Below are 12,388 nucleotides of genomic sequence, written 5' to 3'. Positions count from 1 at the left end.
AGACATCATGCGACTGAAGATCGAACACGTAGGCCGGGTCGTGCGGGTGCGCCTGCACCGGCCCGAAGTCCTCAACGCCCTCGACACCGAGCTCATGACCGAATTGGTCGACGCCCTGACCCCGCTCGACCGCGACCGGGACGTCGGCTGCTTCGTGATCACCGGCTCCGAGCGCGCCTTCGCGGCCGGCGCGGACATCACCGAGATGTCCGAGAAGTCCGCCGCGGACATGATGACCGAAGACTTCTTCGCCGGCTGGGAGGACTTCGCGGCCCTGCGCACCCCGAAGATCGCCGCGGTCGCCGGCTACGCGCTCGGCGGCGGGTGTGAACTGGCGATGATGTGCGACCTGATCATCGCGGCCGACAATTCCAAGTTCGGCCAGCCCGAGATCACACTCGGCGTCATTCCCGGGATCGGCGGTACCCAGCGGCTCACCAGACTGGTGGGCCGGGCCAAGGCGATGGACATGATCCTCACCGGCAGGCTGATCGACGCCGCAGAGGCGGACCGCATCGGCCTGATCTCCCGGGTCGTCCCCGCCGATCGTCTGCTCGCCGAGGCCACCGAAATCGCCGAGCAGATTGCCGGTTACGGCAAGCTCGCCGTGATGGCCGCCCGCGACTGCGTCGACCGGGCCCTGGAGACGGGCCTCGGCGACGGCATCCGTTACGAGCGAAGGGCCTTCCACGCGCTCTTCGCGACCGACGATCAGAAGGAGGGGATGCGGGCATTTCTGGAGAAGCGCCCGCCGACGTTCACCGGCGAATGAACAGACGCTGACCGGCGGACTTCAACCGCATCCGTCGATCATCGACCACCTAGACGGCTTCGGGTTCGCGGCGCAGGAGCGGGTCCGGTTCAGACTGTGCGAGTTTCACCATGGCACGCGGGCCGCTCTCCACCGGAACCCATCCGGGCTGGAGGCACCGCATTTGCCCGTGTTCGGCTGAGCGAGAGCTGAGTAGGCTTCGTGAATGGATAACATCGACGCGGTCCTGGAAACGCTAGCGCAGTCGAATCGCGGAGTGCTGCAGCGCAAGTCTGAGAGGGCCGAACTGGCCCGCAAGGCGATCTGGGAGCAGTTCCCGCGCTCGGATTGGCCTTCGATGTCGCTCGATCGGTACGCCCAGGGAAATGCGCTCACTTCCGGGACGACGTTCTGCACCTTGATGGAGTTCCATACCGACGCCCTCGGCAGTATCAAGGGCGGCAGCGCCGCTAAGCACATGATCTACCGGCATCACACCGGAGAGTGGCGGTTGGCCGCGTCTCTGCAGGGACTCGACGTCGAACTTGCTTGGCAGTGGCTGAGGAACGACTTCGTTACGGCGTTCGAGCGCATTGAATCGGGGGACTTCGACTCCCTTGACGGTCTGAAATACTTGCAAGCGGGCCAGTCGCTGTCGACCAAGACCTTCGCTGCGTACTTCCCGGAGCACTTCGCGCACGTCTACGGCAAGGACCACCTCCACCACTTCATCAGGCTTCTAGGCTCCGAACCGATACGCGGAGCCGCATCCTGGAGCCTGAACCGCCAGCTTAAGTCGCTCATTGACGAATCACTGGTTCCCAGGCTCGATGTCTCGCGCTTCGAAGCCGTCGAGGCGCTTTACGCACATTTTGCACCACCGCGGGACCCGCACGTTCTCAAGATTGCACCTGGAAAGGGCGCCGAATGGTGGGAATTCTGCCTCGAGGGATCGGTCATCGGCGTGGGCTGGAATCAAGTCGGTGACCTCACCCAATACGCCAGCGCCGACGAACTGCGCACGGCGTTGGACACCGAAGTCGAGCCCAAGCGGTCCAACGTGTCACTCGCCAAGAAGCTGCTCCAGTTCCGTGACCTCCAGCCGGGGGATCTGATCGTCGCCAACCGCGGCACCCACGAAGTTCTCGGGCTGGGCACAGTCACAGGAGGCTATCGGTTCGATCAGGTAGATCCCGAACTCCCATGGAACCTGGTGGAGGTCGAATGGGACATCAATTGCAAACGCCGGCTCGACCAGCCCTTGCACGGATGGCAGCAGACATTCGGCAAAGTCTCACCTGACCTGCTGCACCAGCTGCGACCCGTGAAATCAGCTGAAACCGGAGCCATCCCGGTGGCTGAGGCCGAATTGCCGGTCGAAGTGCAGCGTCTGAAGCAAGTGGTCGACCTCAAAGGCCAGCTCATCCTGCACGGGCCGCCCGGTACCGGCAAGACTCGGCTCGCCTTGCGGGCGGCACTCGCACTCGCGGGCCGCTACCCCGACTCCGAAGCCGAGGTGCCCACGGCGATTCAGAATCTGCTCGACGACGGCACTCGCGCAATGCTCACGACCTTCCACCCCTCCTACGGCTACGAGGACTTCATCGAAGGGTTCAAGCCCGTCCCCTCCGACGAAGGCGGTCTCAAGCTCGAACTGCGGCGCGGGCTGTTCCTGGACGCCTGTGACGCTGCCCGAGCTGTCCACCCTGACCCGTACACGCTGGTCATCGACGAGGTCAACCGCGGCGATCTTCCGCGCGTCTTCGGTGAGCTGATCACCATGTTGGAGAAGGACAAGCGCCCGTTGTCGATGCGTCTGCCCGTCAGCGGCCAGACCTTCAACATCCCGGACAACCTGCGCATCATCGCCACGCTCAACAGTGCCGACCACTCCATCACCAGTCTCGACAACGCGATCCGCCGCAGGTTCTCCTTCGTGCGGCTCGATCCCGACCCGGAGGTCCTCACCGGAAGCGTCGACGGCCTCGACCTGGCGGTCCTGCTCCGCGAACTGAATGCGAGGATCCGCGCCCACCTCGGTGCCGACCTGGAGATCGGGCACGCCTACCTGCTTCGCGACGATAGGCCGATCGACACGGCCGCCCACCTGGCCCTCGCCTTCTTCAACGAGCTGGTGCCCCTGCTGGAGGACTACACCTTCGACCGACCCGAGATCCTCGAGCGCCTCCTCGGTTCGATGCTCGATCCCCAGATCGGGAGCGTGAAGACGTTCGAGCCGAGCGACCTCGTCGGCGCCTTGGCAAGCGAGTTCGCCCGGGACGGCGATGAATAGCGGTTCCACCGCGATCCGCACGATTCGAACCGGGGAGTACCGGCGGATCGATCTCGACGCCGCGCTCGTCGGCCCCGCCGACCGCCTCCGGCTCGAAAGCCTTGCAGGGCGCGGCCTGCTCGGGCTCGAGGACGCGGGCGCGAAGCTTCGGCTCACCTTCAAAGCCGCGGTCGGCGTGATCGTGCTGGGCGCTTACCGGATCGTCGTGGAGCCGAAGTTCGCCTTCGACGGCACCCGTCTGATCGAGTGGATGTGCTACGCGCTCAAGGTGGATCCGCCGCTCGATGACCTTCGGCGCCGCTGGATGTCCGCGGACACGGGCTTCTTCGATCTGATCGCCTTCGCACTCGTCGCCGAATGCCGGCAGCTGGCACGTGCCGGCCTGCGCCGCGACTACCGACGTCGGGAATCGGTCGAGTCGGTGCTTCGCGGCAGTCTGGACTTCGGACGGCAAGTCTCCCGCCGATTCGGCCAGGTCGACCGGCTTCACGTGCGCCACTTCGATCGTGACGACGCCATTTGGGAGAACCAGGCGTGTCATACCGCGCTGTGCAAAGCCGCCCGGCTCGCAAACCATCCCGACCTCGCGCTCGAAGCCGCCGCACTCGCCAAGGCGTTCCCACGAACCGACAATCTCCGCAGCAGCGCTGCCGCCCTCCGGCGGGCCCGCTACACCCGGGCGAACCGGCGATACCGTCCGGCGCACGCTTGGGCGCGGATGCTCCTGAACGACGAGAGCATAGGCGACCTGCTGGTCGACAGCGGCGCCACCGCCGACGCGTTCATTCTGGACATGAACAAGCTGTGGGAAGCGGTCGTCAAACGCATGGTCGCGGACGCGGTCGCGCCGATGAACGGCTCACTCATCCCGGCCGCAGGTCCTGACCGGGTACGCGTGCAAGGAGACGTCGGCAATGCCAGTTCGTTCCTGCCCGACGCGTTGGTCGGCTTCGCCGGCGTACCAGATCGCATCCCGGTGGACGCGAAGTACAAGCGCTATGCCAAGCAGGGAACCAGCGCGAGCGACGTCCATCAGCTCACCACCTACGCCCAGGCGTATGCGACCGAGGGGGAACCGTGCGCGTTGATCATTTATCCGGAACCCGGCCGTGCGGCCAGTCGTGAGTTGACGGTCTCAGGACCGGCCGGAGTCCTGGCGCGAATCACGCTGTGCGGCATAGACACCGAACTTGCTTCCGCCCAAGCCGCCACGATTCTTGACGCTTGGCTGAAGCGCCACACAGGCAATCACGTTCAAGACCCCGATGCCAACACCACCGCCGGAATCTGCCGAGCGCCCGTGCCTCGACAGCCGGGGCCTTCGACGTTGGCCCACTTAGGACTCAAGGTATGGTGACGTTCCGATCACCCCTCGCGTTACTGCGGCTGCACCGTATTGGGGCCCGTTCCGCGCCCCCAGGACGACAGGCACGACGCGACAGCGATGGAACATATCGTCACACCTTCTCCTACGGCGGAGGCGGATCGACCATCCGAACGGATCTGATCGACCTCATCGAAGGCGCCGAAAGCAAGATCTTCATCGCCGCCTGGCTCATCGGGGACGAAGGCCTCCTGGACGCTCTCAGCGGAGAGCCTGTCCTGACCGCCGTCAACGATATCGCCGCGCCCGACCCGAACGCCAACGGGCTGATCTGGACCGGGAACAAAGAGCAGTACATACTGCAGGCGATCCGCAGCATCATCGACTCGGCCCAGTCCGAGCTGCTGCTCGCCACCTGGTGCCTCAACGGCATGACCACGCAGCCGGATCTACTGCTCGATCACCTTCGCGCCGCAATCGACCGGGGCGTCGAGGTGCGAATGCTGCTCAGGAACCGTCACCACTCGAACCACCTCGCCGACACTCGAACACTCCGCGAAATGGGCGTGCTGCTCTACCCCTGTTCGCTCAACCATGCGAAGGGGGCCATCGCCGACCTCGAGCGAGGAGCGCTGTTCTCGGCCAATTTCGACGCCGACTACGGCCTGGTCACCGACGTCGAAGTCGGCGTACGCCTCGACCACACGCCGGCGCTGGAGGAAGCCTTCAAGTTCTTCGAACACGCCATCGCCGAGCACGACTTCGACCTGTCGCCATCCCTGTGAGGGAAACGCGGACGCTGGAGTAATACGGGTTCTGTTGAACCCGGGTAGGGCGATACACACTTTCCCGAACGATGCCGTCCTGCACACCGGCCAGGAAACGATGTCGTTCGGCCCCAAGACGCGGGTGATGCCGATCGCCGCGATCTGGGAGACCCCTGCGGCGGCGACCCGATATGCGCTCGCCGCAGTCCCGACCGCCGCTTCACCGGGTTCGCCAGGCCCGCCCCCTCGACGACGATTCGATCCCTGCGGAGCAGCGCATCATTGTCGCCGAGCGCATCCGGCTCGGGCTTGACTGACCGACGCGTCTCGGTCTCTCGAACGACCCTGAGCGGGTGGGAACGCTCCTGCGGGGTCATGGGGTGAGCCGCCCGGAACGCCGCTCGACACCACGCAAAGTGGTAGCGCTCACATTGTCTTTCGGGCGAATTCGGACCTGTCCGAAAGAATGAGGTGGAGGTCATGCTTTGTGTGGATCACTTTGGTCTTGTGTGGCATTGAGTTGCGTCGAGCGGGGCGAATTGACGCTATAGCGTCGGTACCGGTCAATGAGGCCAGGTACGCCGACCTGGATATGAAGCGTTCCAGTGGTGCAACATACTTGTCGGTAACAAACTCTGCCCTGCGCGTATGCGCCCGTACGGTCGTCGAGTGCAGATTCGCGAGAACGTCGTGAGTGGGAGCGAGACCGTTGGGAGCGCTCGCCGTGTCACGGGTAACCACGTCAAGCCCGTCGCCGCGCGCCGGATCGGGCGCTTCGGCATGCACGGTGTCATCGTCGTCGGCTCGAACTCTGGCGCCGCCGGGGGTGTCGCGAACGGTGACGGCTCGCCGGAGGCCGCGAGTGCCGACGGCCGCGCCACCGGGTTTCCCGCGGACCTTCTCGATGTGATCGTCGGCGAGCGCCTCAGCCATGGTCGAGGGATCCGAGCCCGTGATTCGCACCTGAGTGCGGAGATGCTCGGGGACGAGGACTGCCGTCAGGAATTTCCGGACATGCGCCCGGGGCGCGTGATCCTGTGGGCATAGCCCAATGTGAACAATGACCCAGCCGACGAAGGGCGATCTCTCTTTCCGTTGTGGCAGAACCGAATTCGGGGACGAAGGCCAGTGGGGACACAGCAACGGTAAGGCTGGATCTAAATAGTACAAAACAGGGTACGAAATGATTCCATTGCACGGCAAGGGAATCGGAGAGTACGCAATCACGGATGATACAGCCGTGTCCTTAAGGCAAAGCCACCGGCAGACAGGGTGGCGGTAGTGTGGCAGGTTCGCACAGGCGGGTTCGACTCCCGCCCACACCACTGCGCGGCCGCCCAGCAGAACCTGGCGAGCGACCGGAGTATCGAGGCGATCAGGTTCTCGGGGACGCGGAGGCCGAACGCCTGGCGTCGCAGCCGACGCCCGGTCTCGCCCTATTCGGAGCCGCAGCGGCAGTGCACTCCATGCCCACTGAGCTGCGTCCGGCTGCACACTTGCCGCGGGACGTCCGCTATCGGCCGCGCCCGGCGTGGTGGCGGAAGCGGTCGGCCACCGGGGTTTCGACCCGGGCGAGGTCGCCGCCGTTCTCCTGGAGTTCCCACAGCCCCATGGTCAGTCGGTGCGCCTCGCGCGGCAGCTGCGAATGGCGGTAGGTCCACTCGTACATGTCGAACAGGGGCCACCAGGTGTAGCCGACGACGTCGGTGCCGGAGTTGCGAAGGTCGTGCAGGGCAGCCACCGAATTGTCGAGCCAGTCGATGCGCTCCTTGACCGAACCGGTCACGCAGGTTTCGGTCAGCATAACCGGCACCCGGTACCGGCCCGCCGCCTCCCGCATCAACTCGGTGAGCCCGGCGATGCCGTCGTCCCGGCTCGGACGCGGGTCCCGAAACCCGCCCGAGTGGAAGACCCCGGCCTCGAACACCTCGGTCGAGTGGAGCGGGTAGTAGTTCACGCCCATCACGTCCGGAAGTACGGGAGCCTGGGTGAACCACGCGAAGTCGTCGTCGCCCCAGCCGTGCGCGCCCAGGAACGGCCGCAGCGGATGGGACTCGCCGACCCGGCCGGTCACCAGGTCCTCCACCAGGAAGACCTGCTCCTTCAGCCGTGCCGCATGCTCCCGGTGCTCCGGTGCGTCGACGTCACCGACGTAGCGCATCCCGGCGTCGACGTGGACGAACACCGCCCGATCGCCGAGCACGTCCGCCATGGCGTGCTGCGCCAGCACGAAGCCGCGCGCCAGCTGCCGCACGATCTCGCTGAAGCCCTCGGGGCCCGACAGGTACGGCGGCCAGTAGGCGTACTCCCCGGAGAACAGGGCGTGGATCATCGGCTCGTTCACCGGCGTGTAGTCGCCGAACCCCAAGTGCGCGTATCGCTCTGCGACGCGCGCCGAATACTCGGCGACCCGCTTCGGGTACTCGGGGTTCGCGAACTGACGATCCATCCACAGTGGCGTCCCGTAGTGCATGAGGTCGACGATCGGGCGCAGACCGAGCTCCGCGAAGCGGTCCATTACGCGGTCTATCCAGGTCCAATCCCATTGGCCCGCTTCGGGTTGGATCCGGTACCACGGCACCCCCCAGCGCACCAGCTCCGCGCCCGCCCCGCTCGCCAGGGCGAGGTCGGAGTGCCACTTCGCGTAGTGCTGGGTGAGTTCGTACTCGTCGATCGGCCGCTCGCCGGGCTCGCTCTGTGGCACGAAGGTGTCCTCGACGCCCACCGCGAAGTGCAGGGCGCCGTCGCGATGCCAATGGGAGGAGGTCATTTGAGTCCTGTCGTTGCGATGTTCTCGATGAAGCGGCGCTGGATGAAGAGGAACGCGATGACGAGCGGCAGGATCGCGATGAGCGAACCGGCCATCATCACGCCGTGGGGCACGATGCCGCTGGGCCCGGTCAGCAGCGTCAGACCGGAGGTGATGGTGCCCATCTCGGCGTCGGTGGTGAACACCAGCGGCCACAGCAGGTCGTTCCAGTTGTTCACGAAGGTGAACAGCCCCAACGTGAGCAGGGCGGGCACGGCGTTCGGCAGCACGATCGACCGGAAGATCCGGAACTCGCCCGCGCCGTCGATCCGCGCGGCCGCGTCGATGTCGCGGGGGAGCGCGAGGAAGAACTGGCGCAGGAAGAAGATCCCGAACGCGTCCGCCGCGCGCGGCGCGATCAGCCCGGTGTACGTGTTCACCCAGCCCAGGTCGGCCACCAGCTGGTAGAGCGGGATCAGCGTGGCCTGGAACGGGATCATCAGCGTCGCGATGATCGCGATGAGCAGGACCTTGCGGCCCTTGAAGTCCATGCGGGCCAGGGCGTACGCCGCGAGCGAGTCGAATACCAGCGCGAACGCGGTGACGCCGCCCGCGAACACGAAGCTGTTGCCGACGAGCCTGAGGAACGGCAGCTCGGAGGTCACCGTCTTCAGGTTGTCGAGCGTCCAGGCGTCCGGGAGCAGGCTCGGCGGGTAGGCGTTGACCTCGGCGACCGGCTTGAACGCGGTGAGCACGATGATCACGATGGGCAGCAGCACGATGGCGCTGACAATGATGAGGGCGACCGTGGCGAGGACGGTGCTCGGCCGGAGCTCGCGCAGCTTTTGAAGGCGCTGCCGGTTGCGCTTGACGGCGGCGGTGCTCATGCCATGTCCTTTTCTCTGCGGCCGAAGAACGCGAACTGCACCAGGCTCAGCATCAACGTGGCGATGAGCAGCACGTACGAGAGCGCGGAGGCGAAGCCGATTTCGAGCTTGCGGAAACCGGACTCGTAGATCTCCATGACCAGGGTCTGGGTGCTGCCGTAGGGGCCGCCGCCGGTCATGACGTAGATCTGGTCGAAGGCCTGGAGCGCGGCGATCATCGCGAAGATGAGGACGAACGCCATCGTGTTCGACAGCAGCGGCAGTGTCACGTGCCGCAGCCGCGACCACGGGCCGGCTCCGTCCATGCGGGCGGCCTCGTAGAGCGAGGACGGGATGTCCTGGAGCCCGGCCAGGAAGATCACGAAGTAGAAGCCGAAGAGCTTCCACACCGCGACGAACGCGACCATCGGCATTGCCCACGTCGGATCCTGGAGCACATTGCCCATCTGGATCCCCATGCCGCGCAGCCAGTAGTTGAGCAGGCCCACCTGCGGGTCGATGAGATAGCTCCACGCGAAGGCCGCCACCGCGAACGAGACCACGAAGGGCACGAAGAGCGCGGTGCGGAAGAACGAGCGGAACGGCAGATGCGGGCTGTTGAGCAGCAGCGCCAGGCCGAGGGCGGCGAGGACCGCCGTGGGGGTGAACAGCACGGTGTAGAGCACCGTGTTGGTGACCGCCTTGAGCAGGTCGGGGTCGGAGAAGACGTCCACATAGTTCTGGAGGCCGACCCATTCGGGGTCGCCGAAACCGCTCGCGTCGGTGAAGGACAGGCGCAGCGCCGAGAGCATCGGCCAGATCGTGAACAGGCCGATGATGATCAACGCCGGCGCGAGGAACCCGGCGGCCATCGCGTTGCGACGCCAGGGGCTGTCGAGTCGGCGGGGCCGTCCTCCCAGCGGTGCGGGCGGGCGGTACCGGCGGGCCGGTGACTGCGGTGCACTCATGGTCTCCTCGTTTCCTCCGTTCTCGAAATACGGCGGGGACGCCCTCGCCGGGCGTCCCCGCCGGTCGCGACTAGTCCTCGAGGGCGGTCTGGATCTCGGCCTCGGCCTCGGCGAGCAGTGCGTCGATGTCCTCACCGGCGACGGCCCGCTGGGTGAGCTCGTCGATGGCCGCGAGGACGTCGACGCTGTTCACGACGCCCGGCAGTAGCGGGCGGCCCGTGGACGCGATCTCGCTGAGCGAGACGACGACCGGGTTGGAGGCGACGGCCTCGGCCGGGACGTCGGTGCGCAGCGGCGGCCATCCGGAACCGAGCGACCAGGCGGCGGCGTTCTCGTCGTTGAGGAAGAACGAGAAGAACTCCTCGGCGGCGGCCTGCTCGTCGTCGTCCGTGTCGGCGGTGACCGACATGGACACGCCGATCGCGGAGGCGGCCTGCTCGGCGGGACCGGCCGGGATCGGCGCGATCTCGTAGGCGATGCCGTTCTCGTCGGCGATCGAGGCCATCCAGGGGCCGCCGACGGTCATCGCGGCCTTGCCGGCGCTGAACAGCTCGTCGGCGCCGATGCCGTCCACTCCGGTGGGCGAGATCTGCTCGTCGACGATCGCGTCGCGCCAGAACTCGAGGGTCTCGGCGTTCTCGGGCGAGTCGATGACGGCCTGGCCGTCCTCGACGATGTTCCCGCCGTTGCCGTAGAACAGGGACGGCCACAGGCCGTTGGCGACCGTGGCGTGGTCGGGCAGGACCGCGCCGTACTGCTCGGGTGTGCCGTCGCCGTTCTCGTCCACGGTGAGCTGCTGGGAGGTGGCGACCCACTCGTCCCAGTTCCCGGGGAACTCGGTGACGCCGGCGGTCTCGAAGAGCGCGGTGTTGTAGTAGACCGCGAGCGGCACGAAGCCGGTGGGCACGCCGTACTTGGCTCCATCGACCTCGACCATGGACACGGCGCCCTCGACGAGGTTCGCGGTGTTGCTCTCCTCGCTCGCGTAGAAGTCGTCGAGCTCCTGGAAGGCGCCCTTGTCGGCGTAGACCGGGAGGCGTTCGGCGGGCATGGCCACGATGTCGGGGCCTTCGCCCGCGGACAGCGCGGTCAGCAGCGAGTCGTCAATGCTCGCCCAGGTCTTCACCTCGGTGCTGATGGCGATGTCTTCCTGAGACGCGTTGAAGTCGTCGACGATGCCCTCGAGCACGTCGCCGTCGGCCTCGGTGTAGCCGTGCCAGAACGTGAGCTCGACCGGGCCGCCGGCGTCGTCGCTTCCGGAGCAGCCGGTCGCGATGAGCGCGAGTGCGGCGACCCCTGAACCGAGCAGGATTCGTGTGCGTGTCATTTCCGTGTTCCCTCCCAACGCGAGACTGCGCTGTCTTTGATTGGTGCAACGCCGATTCGGGGACACGCCTGGGCGACCGGGCACGTCTTCTACAACGTTGTAATTGCGTGAATCCTAAGGACCCGTCACGGCGGCTGTCAATGCCGTGCGCGCTTCGTTTCCACTTCTTCTCCATTCCGTGACCGGGGACTTGACCGCTCAAGTGCACTCGATCCAGGAGGTGCCTTACCTAACATACAACGTTGTAAAAATTGGGAACGCTCATGTCACTTGTCCAAACGCGCAACCTGCGGCGGTTCAGTCCCGCGGGGCGGACTCGCGCTCGATGATCCTGAAATCCGCGAGCTTGGTGCGCGGCGGCAGCTCGGCGCCTCCACGCCCGATGCGTTCGAACAGCGTGTCGACCGCGGTGCGAGCCAACCACTCCCGGCCCGGGTCCACCGTGGTCAGCGACGGGATCGAGTAGGCGGCCTCGTCCAGGTCGTCGAAGCCCAGGACGGCCACGTCCTCGGGCACGCGCAGCCCCGCCTCCTGGAGTACGCGCATCGCGCCGAGCGCCAGCGTGTCGTTGAAGCCGAAGACCGCGTCGAACTCGACGCCGCGCTCCAGCAGCTCGCGCATCGCCCGCGCGCCGTCCGCCCGGTGCCACAGCGTGGCCCGCACGACCAGCCGCTCGTCGTACTCGATTCCCTGCGTCGCAAGCGCTTCGCGGTAGCCGCGGAGCCGCAGCCGGGCCGAGCCCATGATCTCGGCCTCGTTCTCGCCGATGACGGCGATCCGGCGTCGCCCCGAACTGATGAGGTACTCGGTCGCGGCGCGCGCGGCGTCCTCATTGCGCATGGTGACGTGGTCGCACGGCCAGTCGAAGGTCCGCTCGCCCAGCAGCACCAGCGGGAACGGGACGTCGAGCGCCTCGGTGTCCTGTTGCCCCATGCCCAACGGGCTGATGATGAGGCCGTCGGTCATGCTCAGGCGCGGGCTGTGCAGCAGCGCCAGCTCCCGCTCTCGGTCCCCGCCGGTCTGCTCGACCAGCGTGACCAGGCCCTTCTCCTCGGCGGCCGCGATGATGAGGCCGGCGAGCTCGGCGAAGTAGCTCAGGTTCAGCTCGGGGACGGCAAGGGCGATCGTGTCGGTGCGACCCGACCGCAGGCTGCGCGCGCTCATGTTCGGCTTGTAGCCGAGCTCGGCGATCGCGCGCTCGACCTTCTCCCGGGTCGCTGGGCGGACGTGCGGATAGTCGTTGATGACGTTCGAGACCGTCTTGAACGAAACGCCAGCCAGCTTCGCGACATCGCGCAGGGTCGCGGCCATCGCACCTCCTCAGTCCGGGTCATCCTACAACG

Annotated in this window: 10 protein-coding genes; 5 read left to right on the top strand and 5 right to left on the bottom strand. The window is 66.3% G+C overall.

From position 1 onward, the window contains the following. Positions 1–7: 7 nt before the first annotated feature. From FAB82_RS07885 to FAB82_RS07865, 5 genes are all read left to right on the top strand, one after another. The gene (locus FAB82_RS07885) at positions 8–772 is read left to right on the top strand and encodes an enoyl-CoA hydratase-related protein (RefSeq protein WP_136533994.1); all 765 of its coding nucleotides are present in this window, start codon (positions 8–10) and stop codon (positions 770–772) included. Between the two features lie 205 nt (positions 773–977). After that, entirely contained in the window at positions 978–3,044 is a 2,067-nt protein-coding gene (locus tag FAB82_RS07880) for an AAA family ATPase (RefSeq protein WP_136533993.1), read from the top strand. Continuing rightward, positions 3,037–4,401 carry an McrC family protein gene (locus FAB82_RS07875; protein ID WP_136533992.1) on the top strand — a complete coding sequence of 455 codons (1,365 nt, stop codon included), beginning with the start codon at positions 3,037–3,039 and terminating at the stop codon, positions 4,399–4,401. The genes FAB82_RS07880 and FAB82_RS07875 overlap by 8 nt, the downstream gene beginning before the upstream one ends. Beyond that, positions 4,395–5,153 carry a phospholipase D-like domain-containing protein gene (locus FAB82_RS07870; RefSeq protein WP_136533991.1) on the top strand — a complete coding sequence of 253 codons (759 nt, stop codon included), beginning with the start codon at positions 4,395–4,397 and terminating at the stop codon, positions 5,151–5,153. Before FAB82_RS07875 ends, FAB82_RS07870 begins: the two co-directional genes overlap by 7 nt. 651 nt (positions 5,154–5,804) lie before the next feature. After that, positions 5,805–6,182 carry a hypothetical protein gene (locus FAB82_RS07865; RefSeq protein ID WP_136533990.1) on the top strand — a complete coding sequence of 126 codons (378 nt, stop codon included), beginning with the start codon at positions 5,805–5,807 and terminating at the stop codon, positions 6,180–6,182. Between the two features lie 466 nt (positions 6,183–6,648). Here the strand turns inward: FAB82_RS07865 and FAB82_RS07860 are convergent, their stop codons facing one another. The 5 genes from FAB82_RS07860 to FAB82_RS07840 form a co-directional block, all read right to left on the bottom strand. Continuing rightward, a complete protein-coding gene (locus FAB82_RS07860; protein ID WP_136533989.1) occupies positions 6,649–7,905 on the bottom strand; it encodes a family 1 glycosylhydrolase in 1,257 nt (418 codons plus the stop codon). Further along, positions 7,902–8,771, bottom strand: coding sequence for a carbohydrate ABC transporter permease (locus FAB82_RS07855; RefSeq protein ID WP_136533988.1), 870 nt, complete (start codon positions 8,769–8,771; stop codon positions 7,902–7,904). Before FAB82_RS07855 ends, FAB82_RS07860 begins: the two co-directional genes overlap by 4 nt. Then, a complete protein-coding gene (locus FAB82_RS07850) occupies positions 8,768–9,718 on the bottom strand; it encodes a carbohydrate ABC transporter permease (RefSeq protein ID WP_211116443.1) in 951 nt (316 codons plus the stop codon). Before FAB82_RS07850 ends, FAB82_RS07855 begins: the two co-directional genes overlap by 4 nt. Positions 9,719–9,788: 70 nt before the next feature. Then, entirely contained in the window at positions 9,789–11,045 is a 1,257-nt protein-coding gene (locus FAB82_RS07845) for an ABC transporter substrate-binding protein (protein WP_136533987.1), read from the bottom strand. Between the two features lie 297 nt (positions 11,046–11,342). Beyond that, positions 11,343–12,356: a LacI family DNA-binding transcriptional regulator gene (locus tag FAB82_RS07840; protein ID WP_136533986.1), complete on the bottom strand. Its 1,014-nt coding sequence runs from the start codon at positions 12,354–12,356 to the stop codon at positions 11,343–11,345. Positions 12,357–12,388: the final 32 nt, after the last annotated feature.

Source organism: Glycomyces buryatensis, from assembly GCF_004912275.1.
GTDB lineage: Bacteria > Actinomycetota > Actinomycetes > Mycobacteriales > Micromonosporaceae > Glycomyces > Glycomyces buryatensis.
Note: the sequence above shows the minus strand (reverse complement) of the source record. Positions and strands in the feature narration are given on the sequence as shown.